Source organism: Flavobacterium sp. GP15, assembly GCF_014281985.1.
Lineage (GTDB): Bacteria > Bacteroidota > Bacteroidia > Flavobacteriales > Flavobacteriaceae > Flavobacterium > Flavobacterium pygoscelis.
Map to the genome: position 1 here is coordinate 761,347 of NZ_JACFTC010000001.1, position 23,545 is coordinate 784,891.

Genomic DNA, 23,545 nt, shown 5'->3' on the forward strand with positions numbered 1-23,545 from the left:
TTCTTAGAACTTTAACACTAAGGTCAATTTTGGGATTTGTTCTCCTTTTTCCATTCTGTGTGTTAGGTTACTTTTAATCAGTATTACTGTATCTATATCTAAAAAAGCAGCTGACTACGTTTTTAGTAATTGAATTCATTATTGAAATTATTTTCAAGTTAATTATTATTCCGAAATTTGTCTCACTATAATTTTGATTGCTTCTTTTTTGCTTAAGATGTTGTCAAATTCTCTTAATGAATCTTCGTCTTTGTAAACACCATTTCTATCATTCCAACTAAGCCATTTAATTAAATCTTCACGAGACCAAGAATTCAATTCTTTGTTAAGTGAATTTTCCTGTAGCTCCATTAATTTATAATATGGATGTTCCAATTTTTCTTCGTCATCACTTTTTAATATCATATTATTTTAATTTTATTATTAAATAAGTCATCCAAAATAAATAATTTATTTTAGATTTTTATCGAGAACTTGGTTATTAAATATTACGGGTTGTGAATTTTGTGACTTTATCTGATAGTGCACAAATCTACTGAAAGGAATGTAGATAAATGTATGATATTGTTCAATTATTTTTCATCCCTAATATTTCTAATTAAACTTATTTACTCATTAGCATATTGATATCAATACAGATAAAAACAGAATGAATAAAAAAAAGGCGGTTTTTACACCGCCCTTAATGTTATATATATTTCCAAATAAAACCTGCTGATTGTTCTCGTTCACCTCGGCAACATCGAGTTATGCAGGTTTTGCTTATTCCTGTCTTCCTCGAAGCCTCAGATGCTGAATTAAAACTTTCAATAATTTCTTGATTAAAAGAATATTGATTTACAGCTTTTACTCGTAGATCAGTCTTTGGGGTTATCTTTTCCAATTGTCTATAAGACCAGAAACTACCATCATACATCGTGGAATTTAAACAAGCACTTGAAATTCGCTGTTTGTCTATTCCTAATATTTCTTTAATTTCAGTTAAACTATTATAAGTTTCAATTAGAATTCCATCTTCATCGTATTGAAACACTATCTTTTGAAAACCTCCGCCAGAATCGCTATTATAACCATCCTCTTGCGCTTTAAAATCATAAATATACTTAGTTTCCTTTTCAGCTAATTCGTTCGGGTCTGAGGCTGTATCGAGTTGCTCCCAAGTGAAATTAGTAGCTCCAGTTGAGGAAATAGCATCATGAAATTTCTGTCCGTGACCTGAATTTGCCTTTTGCAAATGATCTTGTTTTCGCTCTTCAATAGATTTTGTTGTTGCACCAATGTAACATTCTCCTGTTAACGTGTTCTGTGCTTTGTAAATGATGTAATTTTTGTTTTCCATGTTCATCTTCTCTTTCATTTAATTATTAATCTGCTATTGTATAAACCGCTAATTCTATTGCAACCTCATTCATTATTTTTTGCACTATTTCTCTCTCACTTTCTTTACAAAACAAAGCGTCATAAACGTACCCAACATAAATTCCAATTCCATTTAATCTTATAATACATTCTGTCATAATAGCCACCTCTTTTCCAAACATTTTCATAGAAGTAATTTTATGCTTGAATTCACTACTCCTTTTCTCTTCTTCAATATTTTTAAGTAATAAAGGTTCTGATTTGTGATAATAATTATAAAGTGGACTTTTTTTCATATCCCGCACTTGTTTGTTAAAAAATGATAAGTGTTGAATTTTCACATCTTTTAAGTCGATTCCGCTTTCCTCAGCAACTTGTTGATGCGTTAAATATCTTTTTGAACCTTGATATAAAGACATCGCAATATTTGGATGTAAGGCTTTGAAATCAACTTCAACAATAGATTCTCCATCTATTTTAATTCGTTTTCTAATCCAACCTGGAATAAGTATGAAACTATCAACAACTCTTCCACCGGATTTAGCATCACCTATTGAGGGAATCATATAGCTTATATCCGTATAAAATTTAAATGCTTTAATATTTTCTTCTACATAACTTCTTTGAGAGGCGTCTTTAAAATAATCTTTGGAGTGATTGTTTAACTTCGTAAGAAATTTTCCTTTTTTAGTTCTGTGCTTTTCTCTAATTAATCGATTTGCCTCAGCTTTTAACTCATTTTCAGTAGGAAGCTCTATTCTTGGGTACAACTTTAATAAATTAGTTGCTATTACATTATCAGCGGCTCTAGCGATTTGACTGTAAATGAATTTGTTTCTTTTAGCAATAATTTCAGGATTTGTAATTGTATATTTTACTAAGTTGTTGCTATAAAAGGTGTCTGTAAATGAGTATGATTTACAAGTTATTCCTTCTTGATAAGTGTCGTTACCTTGCTTATTTTTCTTAGTTTGTATAATTGAATCAGTCGTGATTGACTCATACTTTAATGCTTCGACAACATGGGTATAGGTAATTGTATTGTCGTTGCCTTTTTTGAATTGTTCAACTAATATTTTTGATGATAGTGATTTCCATTTGTCTTCAAAGAAGATAGTTGACGTTAAATTACTAATGAATAGCAAGCAATTTTCAACAGCATACTTTCTGTTTTTGTCTATCTTGTTTAAAAATCTTTTCGGAACTTCTCTCTCAATATGACGTTTGATATTTTGAGGAATACTGATTGTTGTAGCATTTTGAAAAAATAGCGGATATGTGTCACAAAATTGGTCTAAATTTTCAGCGTTAAAATCGTTGTTAGCCATCGTATTTGCTACGATTTTAGTTGGTTTAACTACTTCTGGACTTGTAGTAACATAATTGAGGGTAGTAGGATGGTGATAGGATTGATTAGAACTAGAATAGTAAAGTTTCTTCATTTTAATAATTTAAATTCGTAAATAATTTAAATTACAATATGCCTGTTCTCTTGATTTTAGATAATCAAAGGAGTCTGTTGAGTCAGACTACGCTATCAAGAGGATATATTAAATGATAATTTTTTTGTAGATTTTTTTGAAATTTTTATAATATTTTGACACACTTAAAAGTCAAAATTGTAATATTAATGCAAATATAAGTAATAATTATGACAATTCCTAATATATTAGCAACTATTTTGATATAAATAGTTAAATAAGTTTTTAATTTTCAGTAAATTTAGAAAAAACGGATGAAAGCACAAGTTATGTACAATCATCCGCTAGCAATGCTAACTTTTTCAGTGGTTTTTTGATATAGCAGAACCGTCTCAAAAGTTTGGTTATACCAAATACAGCATAACTGCTTGCTTACTCTATACAATTATGTCAAAGTGATAATAGTAATAAGCTTGGTTTTTTATTATATATACAGTTTTTAATTCTAAGGTGGCTTTAACTTCATCTACAAATACAATTTGTCCTGTATTAAGCTCTCCAATTTTTTGCAAAACCTGTACTTGAAATGGACAAAATATTCTTTTTAGAACATTATAATGCGTTATTACATAGATTTCACGAGGAGAGCTGTATTTTAATAAGTCTGCCAGATCTTTTTTTGTCATTTTTTAGTATTAATTATATCTTTTTTAGATGACTAACTGTCTCATTAAATACACATAAAAGCTATGTTATATTAATAGAGAAAGTAGTTTGGTTGCTCACTTTTCATGTATTTTATCAAGTAATTGATAAACTCGTACGCATTTAAATTTCTTTCGAGATTAGTGTCTATGTAAGTACTTTTGTTAGCTTCGGTAAAGAGATTGTAGACATTCCAAAAATTAATGGTGTTGTTTTCTGCTTTAGAGAAATAAGGATCTAAATGATAATTTTTAACAACCATATTTAGTTGACTATCACTTATTGCTAAAGGAAACAGGTTTTGTTTTTCCTCCTTATTGAGATATGTAAACAACTTCATTTTTCCAATCAAATGAGCAAATTGAATCTCTGTGAAATAAAAATTAAACATTTGTTCCAACTGAATAAGATGGTTTTTCCTTTTGTAATTTGTGATTAGTTCATAAACTTTTGCTTTTAATTCTAAAACTGAACTTACTCTTAAATCTTGAATTAATCCATCTGATGAAACGCATAGATTAGTACATACCGTATTCTGAAAACCAATAAATATTTTAAACCTTTCCATTGACTTCCTGCTATAAAGATTCTCTTGATTGTAAGATCTCACACCTCCTATTACCAAATTCAACTTATTGCCGTTAATTATTTCACTTATTTCTGGAATTTCAATTGCAAAAGCCATACGCTCATAATAGATGGTTTTTTCGTCATCTAATAAGTCTTTTGCAGGTTTTAAAAGAGCAGTTGGAATTCTTCCCTTAATTACGTGAGAAACTCTTATGTCGGGCTTTAAATCACTTCTGTAATCAAGAATTCGTTCAACAACTTCTTTAGTATTATTAATGAACTCATAATGGCTTATTGTGCACTCGTTGTCTTTTGCAAACACTGGAACAACGCAATCATTTTTTAGGTGTTCTAAGGATACTTCGATAGTGTTAGCCTCAATAAAATTTCTTCTAGGAAACTGGATAATTTCGTTTTCATCAATAATTTGATGTTCTATGTTATTTGATACTAAATTCATGTTTATCTGTTTTTAAATTTTTAATAATTTCATTATTGCTGATTAATTGGTTAGATAATGTATCTAGGATTTCTTTTCTTGTAACTATTATAGGGTACAACTCAGAGCTAAGATTTGGATATTTAGCATAGATTAACTTTAATTCTTCTTGAGAATTACATGTGTTTATCTCTTGTATAATACTATCAATTGAAACGCCTTGATTGCACCAACTAATTAGCTTTTGTCCTGTAGTTGAATTAATAATAAATTCTGGTTTTCCAGAAAACAAACCAGTTCTATCCTTTGATGCTGATACTAAATGATTGTCATTCAGAAGTTCAAAATTCACTGTAAGCTCATACTCAAAACCCTCACGAGTAATTTCTTTAGTTCCTAATTTCATTACTTTAGTTTTTCCATTACCATCTTTATCTAGACTATAATCTACCTTTCTTCTAGAAGTTGTGATAATATGGCAACTACTTTGAATGATTGCATCAATAAAGCTATTATGTCTAGGAGTTATACGAGACCAATCTTGAAATCGACCGCCTAATTGTTCATGAAGTTCCAAACAGCCTCCTTTACCTTGCCATTCGTGACTTATACTGTCTACTATAATGATTTCCATACCTGAATCCTCACAGAGCTTAATTGCTTTGTTATAGCGTTCTGGAGCAAATGGTTCTTCTAGAGACAATACATTAAAATCTCCCAAATGAGAATATAAACTTGCCGATTTGTTTTCTGTGTCTATAACAGCAATTTTGCTCCAATCATTTGTTATTCCATACGCTAGTAACAGAGCTGAATAAGTTTTTCCAAATCCTGAAGGACCTGAAAGTCCAATTCTTAATTTTACTTGATGTCTTTCTGCTTTATGTAATTTCATAATTTTATGTTTTTAAGTTTGTTTTTAGAACTCCTAAAAAGAAGTCACAAAAAAAGGCCTCCCATTTGGAAGACCTTTTAGTTATATTGTTTGATTTATTTAGTGAACTAATTCACCATTTATTACTTGTTCTTGAATTACCGCATCAACATCTGTTACATATTCGTAGCGATGCTTTAGTTTAATTATTTCTCCTGTCTCTTTGATGGTATATTCATAAGAATCACATGGAATCTTTATAATTGTTCCTTCAAACTGACTACCAACGATACTTTTACAAGTGTCCTCGTCAAATGTTGCAGGAACTTTCACAGTTCTTGCAGTAAAATACATTTTACCTGTTGTTTCACTTTTTACAGCTTCAATTCCACCCTGTAATACTAACAATAAGAAATCTTCACGACCTTCTTTTTCTACTAACTGATAACCAATAACTTGAACCATAGTTTTTTATTTATTAAGATTAAACATTATGGGTAATTTCCAAGGATTGAAATAGTTTAGAAAATCAATTCAACTCTTCAACCCTCGGGTATATCCCAAAATTTGAAAAGAGTCCGGGGATGATGTTGGGTTAGTAAGCACATTCAAGGATTAAAAAAAATTAAAAAAAATTGAGAATATATGATATCTCTAATTTTTATAAGATATTGCGTTACCCTTATGTTTTAGGAAATAAATTTAATATACTCTGGACTTTGTGGCTTCAATTGTATGTTTTTGTTTTTTAACCAATCTTTCCAAGTTATATCTTCGACATCAATTTTATAATAATCGTCCGTTAAAACGTCTCCGATTTCATACTTATTCTCATTCCAATGACACTTATTAATTAAATTATTAAACTGCCATATTTCTAAAATTTTTATATCCTCACCAATTGAGGTAATTTTTAATTGTTCCGCAATACCATCCAGTAATTCTACTCTGCTTAATTCTCTGTTGTCATCGAATATGTAAAAAATATAATCTTGATATTTATATCCTATTTTTCTCTTGTTTCTTTTATTTTGTTCAATTTCTAAAGCCCGTTTTTCTTTAGAACAGATATTTTCTGCAATAACAATCTTCTCATCTTTGTCTTTCAAAATTTCACTAATTTTTTTTTCAAGTTGTTCTTTGGTTAAAATGGGTTTACCTTTTTTGACAGATATTTCATAATTGAAAATTAGATTTTTACAGGTTGTGCTATTTTTAATCATATTTTGTCTTTCGACATCTTTACTTTTACTTCTTTCAGAAATATTAATAAGAGCATAAATAACAATAATAAATATTGACATTATTCCGATAGATTCCAGCATATTTAGTTAATTTTAATTAATTATTTTTTGAAGTTTTAAAGTTTAAGTAGAAACTAATTTTGATTTTAATCAAAATTTCAGCGTTTAATTAATTTGTCCTGTAGTTAGTCTTTTTCGATACAATTATAATTTCTTTTAAATACTGAAACAATAAATGTGTTACTTAGAATTGTAACTGCCCACCTAATATATTTTAGCACCTAATATAGATATCATTCTTGTCTATAATCAATGTCGTTAAAAAAAAGGAAAAACTAATTTCTGCGTTTAAGTCATTGTTTTTAGGTGTATTAAAGCTAGTTTCACACTTATCGGAAGAATTGATTTCTTTTATAAGTGTCATAATTTATATAGAATTAGTTTTGATAAAGATCATTGATTCCACACCTTTATAATGAGCTAACAGATGATGAATATTAAACATGAATAAGGACTTTATTTTTATTGAAGTGAAATTTAAAAGTTTCACATTCTAATTTGCAATATGAAATCAACTTGTGCTGAGTTAAACGTTTGGGATGAAATTGCGAGCACTATTTGTTTCGATTATCTTGTGATGATCAACTTTTTAAATATTTTTTGGGACGTATCCTTCACTAATTTCAACGTAATTATTCGTATGAAATTCATAATTTAAATTATTGATTGTTCTGCAAGCCTTATCACAGAAAAAATTACTGCACCTTAATAAAAAACAGAACAAGCTTTACTGTTTCATTTGCTTCTTTCGAAATTCCTTCTGCATAGACTTCTCAATTTACTATGCCTGACAATCCAGCGAATACAGTTCAAAAGATTGCAAATACAAAATATCCTTAAGCTTTATCGTTTATTGATTTTATAAATTTTATGCTAAATCTTTAATCGTTTTAGGTCCATTTGAATATGGATTATTATTTAATTCAACTTCTAATTTATTCAAAAAGTCCTTAGTGAAATACGCTTTGTAATTCACTTTAAATTGATCTCTACATGTAAAAATATCTTTTTCAATTAAGGAATATTTCGAATCTAATTGCCTGCTAATTCTTTTGACATCTGAATGATATTTTTTTGATAAAACTTTATTAGGTTTATATGAGTTGTATATTTCGACAAGTTTAACTACATCAACGTCATTTTTAATAAGTGAAATATTTGTACAGTTGCAGATAAAAGCAGCACCTTCATTTGCTTTGATATTAATATCTGATTGTGCAAAGGAATAAAAAGGGAGGAAAATAAGAGTAAGAAGTAATAGATATGATTTATCCATAATTATTTTGTTTTTAAAATTTTTGCTAGAGAAACGTAAGACTGTATATTTTTTTTCCATTGTCAGGGTTTATTGAAGTAACTAAATATATGGTTTCTTTATTTTTGGTGTATGTTTCCATTTCTACATTGTTTTTTAGGTTTTTGCCTAAATACTGATAATCTGATATTTTTAAATCCTTCACATAATCTTTGAAGGTTTTTAAATTATAAGTTGCTACAACAAAAACTCCTTTACCACTAAACTGGATGACGTCTTCACTATGTTTAGACTTCCACTGAAACCCCGCTGACTGATCACTTAAAAATTCATAATTGCATTTTTTTAAATATAATTCAATCTCATTTTTTTGCTTTTGTTTGATTGAATCCAAATCTTTAAAGTTGATTTTGTTTGAGTTAGTAATCAGATTCGATCTGTTATTTTCTTTACAGGAAATAATAGTTAATGTAATAATAACTAAGAATAAAAATTTTTTCATTTTCATAATATTTTGTTGTTTGGCTTACTCTATTCAGTTTTCAGCAACCCTGTTGTGATCCTATGTTTCGAAAGTAGTTACATACTCATAATAAGTGCGATCTTAATTCCTCGACTTTTAGCTCCTGGATAATTACAAAAAATAATAGTGTTAGTTAGCTTTGGTGGCAAACTTCAAGAGCTTCATTTAACAAGAAGTTTTACTCAAGAATAACTTGTAAATAAACTAGGTTTTGAAACATTTCAAATAAGCAGAATGTAAAGAGGTGTTATTAGCACCTCTATTGGAATTCATTATACTGCCTCTATACCGTTAAGGATCGACATTTCTGAATTATTTTTTTTAATGAAACCGAATGATTTTTAGTTAAAAACTTAATTGATGGTTTGTCACAATTTTTACGGTTGTTCTTAAATAGATAATTTTTTAAATTTACTTTTATTTAAACATTTGTAAAAGAAGGTATTTAGTTTTATTGAAACAATACCCACTTTTAGTGATTTGAGGCTAAGATTTTGAGGCTATGCTGATTCTTAATTTCAATTTTTTCATTTCCTCACTAACTTTCTTTTGCACTACCTTCCCATAACTTTCTTGTGTAATAACCATGTTAGAATGACCCAATAGTTCTGATACGATTTCCATTGGAACATCATTATACAGTAATACAGTAGAGGCAAATGTTTTCCTAGCAATGTGGTGTGTTAATTTTTTTTCAATTCCTATAATTGCTGAAATTTCTTTGAGATAAGAATTAAATTTTTGATTGCTAATGGATGGAAATACTCGATTATTTAAATCAGAATATTTTTCAATAATTTCTTGTGCTTTTGGAAGTAAAGGAATTGAGATTTGTCTTTGCGTTTTTTCACGCTTCATTTGAATCCAGTTCATGTCATCAAATCCTATCTGAATGTTCTGCTTCTCAAGATTCGCCATTTCATTATAGGCGAGTCCTGTGTAACAGCAGAAAATAAATAAGTCTTGAATGGTGCTTAGTCGCTTTTGTTGTAAAACTGCTTTCTCTAGGGTTTTGAGTTCTTCTGTAGAAAGGAATATTACGGTTTTACGTACTGTTTTAGACTTGTGAAGTATAAATGGATCTCTATCTAAATAGCCTTCTGAAATAGCTTGTTTTATAGGTGTTCTAAGTCTTTGAATAGTTTTGTTGATGGTAATTTGCTCTTGCTTCTTCTCGGTTTTTAAATAGTAGTCAAAATCATCTAGAAACTGCAGACTCAATTCTTCTAGTGGGAAATCAGTTTTTTTAAATTTCCATTTTAAGAATGCTTCCAAATGGTTTCCAACATAGACGAATTTTTTATAGGTGTTGTCTTTTATTTCTAAACCTACTAGTTTTTTGATTTTTGCTAAATACTGTTTGTAGTAGGAAAGAACATATTCCTTTTTCTTAATTTCTATACCGATGTATTTATTAAAGATGTTATCAAGAGTGCAATTTCCGCCTTGAAGTTGGAATACTAAGGCAATGTTATTTATCTTGATCTGAATTTGCTCTATTTGAGCATTAATGAATTTGTGGTTGACATCTTGACTGTTGACCTTTTGAAGTTTGTTTTCCCAGTAGTTTGGGTTTACGAATAGTCCAGTAGAGAATTGTTTTCGCTCCTTGTTAAGAGTAATTCTGCAATTAAGAGGACATAATCCTTTTTGATTGACTTTGGTTGGACTAATTACAAATAGAATTGTAGTTTTTTCTTGGTGCATGTTTCCAATTAATTTTGAGTTAAACAATTGGCATAACAATTCGGAATTTAAAATGGGAACCTCGAGATTTTAGATAGGAACCTCCATGGGAACCTTTTTTCACTAAAATAACTTGTAAGCTTACAAATGACAAAAATGCCCTATTTTCAATTTAACGCTGTGAAGCACTATTCCACTTCACTTTAGTGCAAAAAAAAGACTATCATTTCTGATAGTCTTTTTATAAAAGCTCCCTCTCTTGGGCTCGAACCAAGGACCCTCTGATTAACAGTCAGATGCTCTAACCAACTGAGCTAAGAAGGAAACTGAGCAGTAAAAATCAACTTGCGTTACATCTTTAAAGCGGTGCAAAGATAGGCTATCATTTGGTTTGTGCAAATAAAAAACCAACTTTTTTTTATTTTTTTTATCTGCCGACGATTGCTTTATAAATATCGTTTCCGTTTGCGAATAGTAATAGAGTTATAAGTAAAACAAAACCAACTAATTGCGCATTCTCTAAGAATTTGTCACTCGGTTTTTTACCGCTAACAATTTCGTATAATAAAAACATAACATGACCACCATCTAGGGCTGGAATAGGTAATAAGTTCATTACACCAAGCATTATTGATAATAAAGCGGTGATATTCCAGAACGTTTCCCAGCTCCAAGTATTAGGAAAAATATCAAATATGGCTTTGAAACCACCTACTTGTTTGTATGCACCGGTACTTGGACTAAAAATCATTTTTAATTGTTTTCCGTAACCTACTAATTGATCTTTCCCTTTTGTAATTCCAACAGGAATTGCCTCTAAAAGACCAAATTCTTGTTTGCTGACTTTATAGTAACCCAATTTTTCAAGATTACTCATACTTAATCCTCCAACACCAATTCCTAATTTACCATCATTAGATACAATAACAGGAACTTCAATTTCTTTTTGATCTCTTAATACAGTCGCTGGAATTGTTTTGTTTTTATTGCTCTCCAGTATTGCTTTTGCTTGATCATAATATTTTGCTTGTTGTCCGTTTAAGGTTAATACAACATCTTTTGGTTGTAAAGCTGTGTTTTTTGAATCTTCTGAAATTGCTGCTACTACAAATGGCATTCTGATGCTCATCAACGGACCTTTTTCATGTTTTGACAATTGATCTACAAAATCACTTGGTATTTTTATAGTTTGTTCTACTCCATTTCTTTCTATTAAGACTTGTTTTGCCATAATAACTTTCATGGTAATGTCATTGTCAAATTTTGGTATTTTCACGCCATCAGCTGCCAAGATTTTATCGCCAGTTTTAAAACCAATATTCATCATAGCTTTATTTTCAATCAACAATCCATCTTTCATATCCGAAGTAGCGATATAAGTATCGCCATAAGCAAATGCCATTCCGATATAAATGATGAATGCTAAAATAAAGTTTACCGTAACTCCACCTAACATAATTATCAAACGTTGCCAAGCTGGTTTAGAGCGAAATTCCCAAGGTTGAGGTGGCAATGCCATTTGCTCCTTGTCCATACTTTCGTCTATCATTCCAGAAATTTTTACATAACCACCAAGAGGCAACCAACCGATTCCGTATTCGGTTTCGCCAATCTTCTTTTTTAGAAGGGAATATTTAACATCAAAAAACAAGTAAAATTTTTCGACTCTGGTTTTGAATAATTTTGCAGGAATGAAGTGTCCTAATTCGTGAAGTATAATCAGTAATGATAAGCTCAATAAAAATTGAGAAAGCTTTATAAATATGTCCATTTTTTAATTTTAGTTCTTTTTTAACTCACAAAAGTAAGGTTTTCTATTTGTTTAATTTACAATAATTATTCCATAACGTTTTAAAACTTTGTTAATTATTATAAAATGAATATAGTGTTTCAGGGTAGTCGCGTAACTTTACTTTTCTAAACAAATTTTTCGTCTTAACTTCATTTTAAAAACATCATGATGTCTTCAAAATTATTTTCTCCTCTTTCGATAAAAAGTATCACACTCAAAAATAGAATCGCCATTTCTCCGATGTGCCAATATTCAGCAACTGATGGTTTTGCCAATGATTGGCATTTGGTTCATTTAGGCAGTCGTGCCAGTGGTGGTGCAGGCTTAATTATTCAAGAAGCCACTTCTGTTTCTCCAGAAGGTAGAATTTCACCTGAAGATTTAGGGCTTTGGAAAAACGAACAAATTGAAAAACTAAAACAAATCACCCAATTTATTATAAGTCAGAATTCAGTTCCCGGAATTCAATTGGCACATGCCGGACGAAAAGCAAGTGCTGCTTCCCCATGGAACGGTGGTAGAAAAGTAGCTAATGATAATGGTGGTTGGGAAACCGTTGCGCCAAGTGCTATTGCTTACCATGACAATGAAACAGCACCTATAGCATTGGATAAAAATGGAATTCAAAAAGTGATTTCAGATTTTAAATCAGCGACTAAAAGAGCTCTTGAAGCAGGTTATCAAGTACTCGAAATTCATGGAGCTCACGGTTATTTGTTACATCAGTTTATGTCGCCTTTATCTAATCTTCGCACCGATGAATATGGTGGAAGTTTTGAAAATAGAATAAGATTAACCCTTGAAGTAGTTGCGGCAGTACAATCAGAATGGCCGGAAAACTTGCCTTTGTTCATTAGAATATCAGCAACAGATTGGGCTGAAGGCGGATGGAATCTTGAAGAATCAATTCAGCTTTCTAAAATATTAAAAGAAAAAGGTGTCGATTTAATTGACGTTTCTTCAGGAGGAGCAGTTTCACACCAACAAATCAAATTGTGTGCAGGTTACCAAGTTCCTTTTGCCGAAAGTATAAAAAAGGAATCTGGAATATTAACAGGAGCAGTAGGTTTAATTACCGATGCTACTCAAGCAGAGGAAATCGTGGCTTCTGGAAAAGCAGATTTAGTTTTGTTTGCTAGAGAATCGCTTAGAAATCCTAATTTAGGATTAACATTCGCTAATGATTTAGAGGCTGATGTGCAATGGCCAAAACAATACGAAAGAGCTAAAATCTAACTTGGCTACATAAACACGAATTTCACGAATTTGCACTAATTAATTTAGTCCAAGCTTGTTAAATTCGTGTTTTACTTTTTTCAAATAAATATTCTACTATTTTATTATGCAAAAAATAAAAACAGCCTTACTTTCTTACGGAATGTCTGGAAAAGTATTTCATGCTCCTTTTCTAAGTTTCCATGCTGGTTTTGAACTTATTGGTTCTTGGGAAAGAAGTAAAAAATTAATAAATCACGATTTTCCTGAAGTAAAAAGCTATGCTACAATAGAAGAACTTCTGGAAGACGATGTTGATTTAGTTGTCGTGAACACGCCCGTTGAAACGCATTACGATTATGCTAAAAAAGTTTTACTCGCAGGCAAACACGCGATTGTCGAAAAAGCATTTACTACAACCGTTGCTCAAGCTCAGGAATTATCGGCTTTAGCCAAAGAAAAAGGACTAAAATTAGCCGTTTTTCAAAATAGAAGATGGGATAGCGATTTTAAAACTGTACAGAAAATTATTTCTGATGAGGTTCTTGGCGAAATTGTAGAAGCTGAATTTCATTTTGACAGATACAATCCGTCGCTGAGTCCGAAACGGCATAAAGAAACTGTTAATTCTGGATCGGGAATCTTGAAGGATTTCGGTCCTCATATTATAGATCAAGCTTTGTACTTGTTTGGTTTACCAAATTCCGTTTTTGCTGATATTCGTATTACTCGGGAACATTCCTTAGTAGATGATTATATTGATATTGTAATGTATTATGCTGCTTTTAGGGTCCGTTTAAAAGCAGGATTTTTTGTTCGAGAAGCAAATCCAGCGTATGTTATTCACGGAAAAAAGGGTTCATTCTTAAAACATCGGGGCGATATTCAAGAAGACGAATTAAAATTAGGAAAAAAACCAAATCTAACTACTTGGGGAACTGAACCACTTGAAAAAGAAGGGTTATTACACACGGAGATCAATGGTGAAATTGTAAAAAAAAGTATCTCTACACTTGAAGGAAATTATTATACTTTTTTTGATGGTGTTTATAATTCGATCATAAATAATAGTTTAGAGCCAGTAACTGCAAAAGATGGCGTTCATGTAATGCAAATTATCGAAGCTTCTATTCAAAGTAGTTCTCAGAAAAAAGTGGTTGATTTATAGTGTTTTACACGAAATAAATTGTGGAAATTTTTGGTGAAATAAATTTTTGTCTATGACTATTATCCTGCAAGGTTTTAAAAACCTTGTAGGTGTATTTAATCAAATATTATTTCTCCAGTTTTAAAGTTTTTAAAAATCTTTAGTTATGCATTAATCAAGATCAAGCCTTTAATTTTATAAACAATAACGTTGTAAATTTTTTAGGCTCGTTAGTTTTGATTGAATTGCCAATTGCTTGTCGTATTTTTGCCAATTAAAATTTAAAAAAAAATCAGTTTGATAGATTTAAACTTCTTAGGAAAGTCAAAAACAAAAGCAAAGTTCAAAAAGCAATATAGAGACATTAAGATTTCGTACTTAAACCGAATTCGTTGGGCAGTTTCTATGTTTTATTTTGGAATGGGTTTGTGCTTTGCTACTTGGGCGAGTAGAATTCCAGACATCAAAACAACTTTGCAACTCAGTGAAGGAGATTTAGGCACCATTTTATTTGCGCTTCCATTTGGACAATTAATAATTATGCCATTTTCTGGAAAATTAGTGAGTCGTTTTGGGAGTCATCGCATGTTAGTGTTTTCATTGTTATTTTACGTTTTTAGCTTAACAAATATAGGTTTGGCAAACAACGCTTGGCAATTATCAGCGGCATTATTCGTATTTGGGATTTTCGGGAATCTCTCTAATATTGCTGTAAACACTCAAGGCGTTTATACCGAAGTACTTTTCAAAAAAACTATTATGTCCTCTTTTCACGGTATGTGGAGTTTTGCAGGATTCATGGGTGCCTTAGTAGGATTAGTAATGCTTGCCTTCGATTTAACTCCATACATTCACTTTCTGATTGTGGGTGGAGTAGTATTTTTAATGATGGCTTTCAATTTTAAATTTTTAATAAAAGCCAAAGAAACCATCAAAGTCAAAAAGAAAAAAATGTTTTCAAAACCAGATTCTGCTTTAATTTGGTTGGGAATAATTGGGTTTTGTAGCATGGCCAGCGAAGGCGTTATGTTTGACTGGAGTGGCGTTTATTTCAAAGATGTCGTCAAGGCGCCGGGACCATTAGTAATTTTAGGGTACATTTCATTTATGATCATGATGGCTGGAGGACGATTCCTTGGAGACAGCTTAATTCGTAAATTTGGAAGAAAAAATGTGCTAAAAATCAGTGGAATAATGATTTCGACTGGACTTTTTATAGCGGTGTTTTTTCCGTTTATCATTCCTGCAACTCTTGCCTTTATGTTAGTCGGACTCGGAGTTTCCACGATTGTGCCGACGGTTTATAGCCTTGCTGGAAAAAATCCAAATGTTTCTCCAAGTATTGCTTTAACTACCGTTTCGAGCGTTAGTTTCCTAGGTTTTTTACTAGGACCACCTATTATTGGCTACATAGCTGAATTATCTAACCTGCGATTTTCATTCGCATTCATCGGTGTTTTTGGAGTTCTAATCGCATTTATGGTTTCTAAAATAGAAGCAATAGAATAATTTTATTCAACGAACATGATTCTATTTTATAAAATCCATATTGTTCGCTCCAAAAGTATTGTGGGATTGTACTTCTTTTTGTTTTAAAATCAAATGTAAAAACATCATATTAGATATTCGTAAAAAATAATTTTATTGTAAATCAATAAGTTATAGTTTTTATTATTATATTTAACCTTATTATTCTTTCAATTGAATCTATTAAGTGCTGAATTTAAATACCACATTTTTCAGCAATAGTATATAGAAGGCTTTTGCCACTTTTCCAAATCACATTTTTAATTATTTAGTGTTGTTTTCTTTCAAAAAAAAATACCACTAAACTTTTAGTTCAACCTGTAATTCTATTTTATGGGTTGAACTTTTTGTTGCAAATACGTAATCTTTTTTATTGGCATTTATCTAAACGTACTCATTAATACCATTTTGATACTATGAATAAATTTTACTTTACGATTGTCTTTATAATGCAATTTTGGTTTTCAAGTGCACAAAATAGCAATAGTTTTTTTGGAAAAGTTATCGAATCTAAAACTCAAAAACCATTGAGTTTCGTAGTAGTTAGTATCCAGAATACGAATTTGATGCAACTTACTAAGACGGATGGCCAATTTAGTTTTGATGACGTTCCTTCGGGTCATTTATTGATCCTTGTTCGAAGTCAAGGATTCAAAGATGCTTTGTATCCAATAGAAATGAACCAAGGAGATAAGTTAGATTTAGGAATTATAGCATTAGAAGAAGATCAGACCTTAGAACAACAAAGCAGTATCATTACACTTTTAGAAAGTGATTTCATTGATGAAAATAGTAGTTCTGAGAGTACATCGGGACTTTTGCAATCCTCAAGAGATGCTTTTTTGCAAGCAGCCGCTTTCAATTGGGGACAAGCTCGTTTTAGAGTTCGTGGATTAGATAGTGAATATTCTACCTTGATGATCAATGGCGTTTCCATGAATAAAATATATGATGGTAGACCACAATGGGGAGAGTGGGGCGGATTAAATGATGCCTTGCGTAATCAAGAATTTACATTAGGAACGGCTCCTTCTGATTATGCTTTTGGAGGAATTTTAGGAACACAACAAATAAATACTCGCGCTTCAATATACAGACCTGGCTCCCGAATCACTTTTTCAGGAACTAATACCAATTACAGTTGGCGTACTATGGCCACTTATGCTTCTGGAATGTATGCTAATGGTTGGGCTTTTGTTATTTCGGCAGGAAAACGCTGGGCACAAGAAGGCTATTTTGAAGGAACGAATTATGATGCTAATTCTTTTTTTATAAGCATTGAAAAGAAATTGGGGCAGAATCATTCTTTGAATTTAACTGCAATCTATACGCCCAACACAAGAGCTAAAAACTCTCCTAATACTGCAGAAGTGACAGCGTTAACTAATGTGAAATACAATTCCTATTGGGGTTATCAAGACGGTAAAAAACGAAATGCTCGTGTAAAAACCATTGAAATGCCCACAATTATGCTCAATCATTATTTTAAAATTAATGATAAAACGAACTTAAATTCTAGTGCAACCTACCAGTTTGGAAAAATAGGAAATAGTAACATTGATTATCAAAATGCGGATAGTCCAGATCCATCTTACTACAAAAAAATGCCTAGTTATTTTAGTTCTTTATATGCAAAAGATAACGGAGAATTTTCTGGTGCTTTTATACCAGATTATGAAAATGCCGAGAAAAGTAAATCATTATTTTTAGCTCATTCACAAATGGATTGGAATGCAATATATAAAGCCAATCAAAATCCTATTCTAGATTCTAATGGCATTATATCAGGGTATGAACCTAAAAAAAGTAAATATGTTTTATACGAAGATCGAGTAGAAGACCAAACCCTTGCACTAAACACTAATTTGAGTTCGCAACTCTCTGACAATATATTTCTGAATGCCGGAGCTTCATTCAAAAAATTAAAATCGCATTATTCTCAGCATTTATTAGACTTAATGGGTGGATTGTATTTTGATGACATAGATCCTTTTTATAAAGGGACACAATCTCAATCGGATCTTAATAATCCGGACAGGCAAGTAGTAGTTGGTGATACTTACGGATACAATTTTAATTATTTGGCTACTGTAATCGAAGCTTTTACTCAATTTAAATTTACCTATAACAAAGTCGATTTTTATCTAGCCCAACAATTTTCTGTTAGAGATTATCAAAGAGAAGGTTTATATAAAAACGGAATTTATGAAACTAATTCTTTTGGGAAAAGTGAAAAAGTAACCTTTGAAGATTTTGGTTTTAAAGGCGGATTGAACTTTAAAATTTCTGGCAAACAATTGCTTGCTTTCAATACGGCACATATGACCAAAGCACCTTCATTACGAAATACTTTTGCAAATTCTCGTTTGAATAATTCGGTAGTCAATGACTTAGAAAGTGAGAATATAAATAGTGCTGATATAAGTTATGTATATCGATCACCAAAATTAAAAGGGAGATTAACAACCTACTATTCTTTAATAAAAAATAGTACTCAAATTTCCTTTTTTTATGCCGAAGGAATTTTTGATAATGGTGCGGGATATTTAAACACGGATGCTTTTGTAAGCCAAACATTAACTCAATTAAGCAAGAAAAATATTGGTGCCGAATTAAGTTTAGAATACCAATTAAGCGCTACTTTCAAGACTACTTTTTCTGCCGGTTTTGGAGAGTATACTTATGCCAGTAATCCCAATGTTACTTTGATTAATGACGCCAAAGCCTCTTTAGAAAATACAAATCCGCTTTTTGATTTTGGAACAGCTTCCCTTAGAAATTACAAACAAGCCGGAATGCCACAGCGAGCTTATTCATTTGGTTTAGAATATAGAGATCCAAAATATTGGTGGCTGAGTACAAACATAAATTATCTCACTAATACGTATATTGATATAGCAGCGATTTCTAGAACTAAAATATTCTACAAAAATCCAGCTTCTGGTTTCAACTTTCCAGAAGCAACAGAGGAGAGAGCAAAAGAGTTATTGAAACAAGAAAAATTTGATCCATTAATGCTTTTGAACGTAGTTGGCGGAAAATCTTGGCGCGTATACGGAAAGAATTTAGGGGTTTTTGCTAGTATTAATAATGTGCTTGATGTTACTTATAAATCAGGCGGTTATGAGCAATCTCGAAATGCTAATTTTAGAGGAATGAACCAAGATTTTTCTAGTGGCACTCCTTCATTTGGTAATAAATACTTCTATGGATACGGTAGAACCTATTTTGTGAATCTATACATTAATTTATAAATAAAAAAAGATGAAAGCTACATTTCAAAAAACCTATTTTTTTTTACTGCTACTTCTTATACTTTACAGTTGTGCGAGTGATACTCTTGACGCTCCAAAAATCACTTGTACCCAACCAGATTTACGCACCAATATGCAGGTAAGTCAAGTACGCACCAATGCTAATGCAATCGTAGCCCAATACAAATATGATGATGTCATTGAGGCGTACGTAGTTTCGAGTGATGAAGCAGGAAATTTTTTCAAAACTATTTCCTTTCAAACTTTGGCTATCCCCACAAATCCTGCTATTGGTTTTAGCGTTCCGGTAGATGCTACGAATCTCTATGTAGACTATAGGCCAGGAAATAAAGTATTTGTAAAGCTAAAAAATCAATACACTGATATTTCATTTGGTGCTTTGCGAATTGGTGGGATCACGGTAAGTTCCTATAATGATGGTGGAGTTGGACGAATTTCGCAGAATGATTACAAGGCAGTTTTGAATGCTTCTTGTACCAATCTTAAAGAAGACGAATTAGTCAATAAGGTTACGATGAAAGATTTGCTAAATGATGCTTATCTAAATACATTAGTAGAAGTTTTGGATGTTCAGTTTGCTGCATCAGCGGTAGGACGCCATTACTTTGAAGAAGGGAAAAATGTAGGTGGTGCGACCAATTGGGATTTACAAGATAAATCGGGTAACCAAGTCTATTTTAGAACAAGTAGTTTTGCAAATTTCGCTACAAAATTAGTTCCTGAAGGAAGTGGGAAAGTGAGAGGAGTTTTAACAAAATATGGTAATGACTATCAATTGTTAGCACGTTCCGAAAAAGACATTGTAATGACTGCTCCTAGAACAGTATCGTTTTTCTCTGAAGATTTTGAAACTGTTGTAGACAAGTCCAATTTAAGTCTTCCAGGTTGGGCAAATATTGTTCAAAATGGTAAAATTGTTTGGAAAGGTGGCGTTTACGCAGGAAATGGTTGCGCTGAATTTACTATTTCTGGCACTAAAGTAATTTCTAATGTTGCTTGGCTCATTTCTCCAAAAATTGACATGGATCTATACAATAATGAAACCTTAACTTTTAGAACAGCACAACATCATTTAGATGTCGATTCCCCTTTAAATACAATAGAAGTTTATATTTCTAACAATTTTGATGGTTTAAATGTGGCAAAAGCAACATGGATTCCATTAGTAGTTAATTTACCAAAACAAGCAACACCGTGGTATCAATTTGTAGGAAGTGGTGCGGTAGACATATCTTCGTATAAAGGCAAAATCAATATTGCATTTAAGTACATTGGTTCAGGAAAAGACTTGGCTTTAGATGGTTCTTTTAGACTTGACGATATTCATATTTATGGTCAGAAGTAATTTTACGATGAATTAAATTTACAGCTATCGGAAAATTTTTTATCTTATTGGAACAGTGTGTAGTTTTACTATATTTGCGGCTTCAATAAATAAAAAAATCATGAAATATACTCTGTTTGCCTTAATTTTTATACTTTTTATCTCTTGTTCAAAAGAGAAAGAAGTCGATTATACTGCTAAAAATGAAAAAGAAATAGTAGCATATATAGCCAAGAACAAGTTGAACGCTCATAGAAGTACTTCTGGATTGTATTATGTTATAAATGAGCTTGGTACCGGTGCTCAGCCTAATGCAAATTCGACAGTAACGGTTGCATACAAAGGTTATTTTACTGACGGATCTCCATTTGATGAAAGCAAACCGGAAGGAATTTCTTTTGGATTGCAACAAGTTATCAAAGGATGGACTGAAGGGATTGCTTATTTTAAAGAAGGTGGTAGCGGGGTACTTTTAGTGCCTTCAAATCTTGGTTATGGTAGTGAAGGAAGATCAGGTATACCTGGAGGTTCAGTACTTATTTTTGATGTCAAGCTGATTTCTGTACAATAATCTAAAATAGTTTTTTAACCTAAAACACTATTTTAATAAACATCTATTTGTTTTACTGCTTGTTAATTAATGAGACAACAAGCAGTAAAAACTATAAATCTTCGACAATTTCGCCCAACAATTTCCCCAAATTTAAATTAGTACTGTTATTGAAAAAATTGGTCTTAGGATTAGGCCAATAAAAATTGAAATAAATACCACATGAAAACCTACATTATTGCTCTATTTTTAATGGTATATCCTTGCTTGACGCACAGTCAGGTTTCGGATAATTCCGTGAAGTTAAAACAAATTAATATTATTAAAACCAATTTTCGCAATTTAAAAAGTGGTGAAATTGTAAACAAAACAATTTTGTTTAATGATGGTAAAATTCAATCCATAAAAACATCAGATGTTATTCAAAGTTTTTTTTATAATCCAAAAGGATTATTAGACATGACAGTAAAGGAGAGACAAGCTAGTAACTGGAAAGAGGTTGTAAATTACACTTATAACAATGAAGATCAGTTAGTAAAGTTTGTAAAAAAATATGAAGAAGGCGGCGAACTCGTTACTAAAACAGTTGCAGTAAGTTATGAAGGTTCAAGAGTAAAAGCAATAACTAAAAAAAGTAATAGCCATCAAACTTTAATAGATGATATCGAATATGTTGTCGAAAATGGACTTGTGGCTAGACGCTCTTCGAGAGATAGAAACAAGCAAATTTTCAATAAAATAGAGTATGTATATTTCAAAGATAATATCATTAGACACAAAGTAATGATTGGTGATAAATCAATGAATAATTATACTTTTGATGATAAAAATTCAGCAGATTTATTAATAGTTCAAAATTTGTTTGGGAAAAATTATAAAGTTATTGTTCCTCTGATCTCGTTTCATGAAGACGAGTTTGCTTTAGGTTCTATATCCATTAATAACGAATTAAGTTTTGCTTCGACAGCATTAAATGCTATTGGTAAAACCAAAAAGTACAAATACAATACGCTGAATTATCCTAGTGCTTGTTCTATAATTGAAGAAAATGGAATAGTAAAAACAGAGGTTAATTATTTATACGAATAGAGTATAGTAATCATCAAAAAACGATTTTAAATAGAGCATTTATCCTAAAAAATAAAATACTGAAATGTCTTTAGAATGCAAAAATAGTCTTCAATATTCATTTTATTTATTGGCATTTAAAATTCGTTTTTAAATTTTTTTTAAAAGCTTGTGATTTTTTTATTATTTCAGAATCTCATAAGTCCCTTACAAATCATTAAATTTGTAACTTATTCAAAGACATGTTAGAAAAAGAAGTAATAAATTTCGAAAAAACGGCTATTGTTGGTATTGTAACTCAAAATCAAAGCGAAGAGAAACTAAATGAGTATCTTGATGAGTTAGAATTTTTGACTTTTACCGCGGGAGGCCAAGTAGTGAAACGTTTTTCTCAGAAAATGGAACGACCTAATCCCAAAACTTTTGTGGGTACAGGAAAAATTGAAGAGATTCATCAATTTGTAAAAGAGAATGATATTTCGACTTTAGTTTTTGATGATGAATTATCACCTTCACAACAAAAAAATATCTCTAAAATAATTGAGGAATGTAAAATTCTAGATAGAACGCACCTTATTCTTGATATTTTCGCTCAGCGTGCAGAGACTTCATATGCTAGAACCCAAGTAGAATTAGCACAATGTCAATATTTATTACCAAGACTTTCCGGAATGTGGACGCACTTAGAGCGTCAAAAAGGAGGAATTGGAATGCGTGGACCTGGAGAAACGGAGATCGAAACCGATAGACGTATTGTACGGGATCGTATTGCCTTATTGAAGGAGAAAATAAAAACAATAGATAAGCAAATGGGTGTGCAACGCGGCAATCGTGGTGCAATGGTTCGTGTGGCTTTAGTGGGTTATACGAATGTAGGCAAGTCAACTTTAATGAATGCTGTAGGTAAAAGTGACGTTTTTGTAGAGAACAAACTTTTTGCCACTTTAGACACTACCGTTCGCAAAGTGGTTATTAAAAACCTGCCTTTTCTATTATCCGATACCGTTGGATTTATAAGAAAATTGCCAACACAATTAGTAGATTCTTTCAAAAGCACATTAGATGAGGTTCGAGAAGCCGACTTGTTATTGCATGTGGTTGATATTTCTCATCCAGAATTTGAAGACCATATTGCATCGGTAAATCAAACCCTTTTAGATATCAAAGCCAATGATAAATCAGTAATTATGGTTTTCAATAAAATTGATGCTTACAAACATTTGACTATTGACGAAGATGATTTAATGACTGAAAAAACAACCAGACATTACACGCTGGAAGAGTGGAAATCAACTTGGATGAGTAGAGTAGGAGAACAAAATGCTTTGTTTATATCGGCTACTAATAAAGAAAATTTTGAAGAATTCAGAGAACGTGTATACGAAGCTGTGAGACAAATTCACATTACGCGTTTTCCTTATAATAAATTCTTATATCCAGATTATAAAGATGCAGTGGAGAAAGATGAAAAAGAAGATAATGAAGAGGAATAATAAAAGTTTTTCTATACA

At 31.3% G+C, this 23,545-nt stretch carries 20 protein-coding genes and 1 tRNA gene; 8 read left to right on the forward strand and 13 right to left on the reverse strand.

The features are described from left to right. Positions 1-165: 165 nt before the first annotated feature. The 13 genes from H2650_RS03385 to rseP form a co-directional block, all read right to left on the reverse strand. A complete protein-coding gene (locus H2650_RS03385; RefSeq protein WP_188049342.1) occupies positions 166-405 on the reverse strand; it encodes a hypothetical protein in 240 nt (79 codons plus the stop codon). 283 nt (positions 406-688) lie between these two features. After that, positions 689-1,339 (reverse strand): NUMOD1 domain-containing DNA-binding protein, encoded by a 651-nt coding sequence (locus H2650_RS03390; RefSeq protein WP_188049514.1) that lies wholly within the window; start codon positions 1,337-1,339, stop codon positions 689-691. Between the two features lie 25 nt (positions 1,340-1,364). Beyond that, positions 1,365-2,801: a hypothetical protein gene (locus tag H2650_RS03395; protein ID WP_188049343.1), complete on the reverse strand. Its 1,437-nt coding sequence runs from the start codon at positions 2,799-2,801 to the stop codon at positions 1,365-1,367. Positions 2,802-3,217: 416 nt separating this feature from the next. After that, positions 3,218-3,466 (reverse strand): hypothetical protein, encoded by a 249-nt coding sequence (locus tag H2650_RS03400; RefSeq protein ID WP_188049344.1) that lies wholly within the window; start codon positions 3,464-3,466, stop codon positions 3,218-3,220. Positions 3,467-3,537: 71 nt separating this feature from the next. Next, complete coding sequence (locus tag H2650_RS03405) at positions 3,538-4,515, reverse strand: DUF3871 family protein (RefSeq protein ID WP_188049345.1); 978 nt, start codon at positions 4,513-4,515, stop codon at positions 3,538-3,540. Then, the gene (locus tag H2650_RS03410) at positions 4,496-5,389 is read right to left on the reverse strand and encodes an AAA family ATPase (RefSeq protein ID WP_188049346.1); all 894 of its coding nucleotides are present in this window, start codon (positions 5,387-5,389) and stop codon (positions 4,496-4,498) included. Before H2650_RS03410 ends, H2650_RS03405 begins: the two co-directional genes overlap by 20 nt. Positions 5,390-5,488: 99 nt before the next feature. Continuing rightward, entirely contained in the window at positions 5,489-5,833 is a 345-nt protein-coding gene (locus tag H2650_RS03415) for a hypothetical protein (RefSeq protein ID WP_188049347.1), read from the reverse strand. Positions 5,834-6,057: 224 nt separating this feature from the next. After that, entirely contained in the window at positions 6,058-6,672 is a 615-nt protein-coding gene (locus H2650_RS03420; RefSeq protein ID WP_188049348.1) for a hypothetical protein, read from the reverse strand. Positions 6,673-7,540: 868 nt separating this feature from the next. Continuing rightward, on the reverse strand, positions 7,541-7,948 hold the full coding sequence (locus H2650_RS03425; protein WP_188049349.1) for a hypothetical protein: 408 nt from the start codon (positions 7,946-7,948) through the stop codon (positions 7,541-7,543). Positions 7,949-7,973: 25 nt separating this feature from the next. After that, a complete protein-coding gene (locus tag H2650_RS03430; protein WP_188049350.1) occupies positions 7,974-8,429 on the reverse strand; it encodes a hypothetical protein in 456 nt (151 codons plus the stop codon). 507 nt (positions 8,430-8,936) lie between these two features. Further along, positions 8,937-10,157, reverse strand: coding sequence for a site-specific integrase (locus H2650_RS03435; protein WP_188049351.1), 1,221 nt, complete (start codon positions 10,155-10,157; stop codon positions 8,937-8,939). Between the two features lie 229 nt (positions 10,158-10,386). Then, positions 10,387-10,460 (reverse strand) — tRNA-Asn (locus H2650_RS03440). 103 nt (positions 10,461-10,563) lie between these two features. Continuing rightward, complete coding sequence (gene rseP, locus H2650_RS03445; protein WP_188049352.1) at positions 10,564-11,907, reverse strand: RIP metalloprotease RseP; 1,344 nt, start codon at positions 11,905-11,907, stop codon at positions 10,564-10,566. A 189-nt stretch (positions 11,908-12,096) separates the two neighbouring features. On the opposite strand from rseP, the gene H2650_RS03450 reads away from it, so the two are divergent. The 8 genes from H2650_RS03450 (at position 12,097) to hflX (ending at position 23,527) form a co-directional block, all read left to right on the forward strand. Continuing rightward, positions 12,097-13,164, forward strand: coding sequence for an NADH:flavin oxidoreductase/NADH oxidase (locus tag H2650_RS03450; protein ID WP_188049353.1), 1,068 nt, complete (start codon positions 12,097-12,099; stop codon positions 13,162-13,164). A 106-nt stretch (positions 13,165-13,270) separates the two neighbouring features. Beyond that, a complete protein-coding gene (locus H2650_RS03455) occupies positions 13,271-14,311 on the forward strand; it encodes a Gfo/Idh/MocA family oxidoreductase (RefSeq protein WP_188049354.1) in 1,041 nt (346 codons plus the stop codon). A gap of 276 nt (positions 14,312-14,587) precedes the next feature. Further along, positions 14,588-15,799: an MFS transporter gene (locus H2650_RS03460; RefSeq protein WP_188049355.1), complete on the forward strand. Its 1,212-nt coding sequence runs from the start codon at positions 14,588-14,590 to the stop codon at positions 15,797-15,799. A 434-nt stretch (positions 15,800-16,233) separates the two neighbouring features. Next, on the forward strand, positions 16,234-19,071 hold the full coding sequence (locus H2650_RS03465; RefSeq protein WP_188049356.1) for a carboxypeptidase-like regulatory domain-containing protein: 2,838 nt from the start codon (positions 16,234-16,236) through the stop codon (positions 19,069-19,071). A gap of 10 nt (positions 19,072-19,081) precedes the next feature. Further along, positions 19,082-20,437 (forward strand): DUF5689 domain-containing protein, encoded by a 1,356-nt coding sequence (locus H2650_RS03470; RefSeq protein ID WP_188049357.1) that lies wholly within the window; start codon positions 19,082-19,084, stop codon positions 20,435-20,437. A gap of 100 nt (positions 20,438-20,537) precedes the next feature. Then, the gene (locus H2650_RS03475) at positions 20,538-20,987 is read left to right on the forward strand and encodes an FKBP-type peptidyl-prolyl cis-trans isomerase (protein WP_188049358.1); all 450 of its coding nucleotides are present in this window, start codon (positions 20,538-20,540) and stop codon (positions 20,985-20,987) included. A gap of 201 nt (positions 20,988-21,188) precedes the next feature. Beyond that, positions 21,189-22,055: a hypothetical protein gene (locus tag H2650_RS03480; protein ID WP_188049359.1), complete on the forward strand. Its 867-nt coding sequence runs from the start codon at positions 21,189-21,191 to the stop codon at positions 22,053-22,055. A 221-nt stretch (positions 22,056-22,276) separates the two neighbouring features. Next, positions 22,277-23,527 carry a GTPase HflX gene (gene hflX, locus H2650_RS03485; protein ID WP_188049360.1) on the forward strand — a complete coding sequence of 417 codons (1,251 nt, stop codon included), beginning with the start codon at positions 22,277-22,279 and terminating at the stop codon, positions 23,525-23,527. The last annotated feature ends 18 nt before the right edge of the window (positions 23,528-23,545 follow it).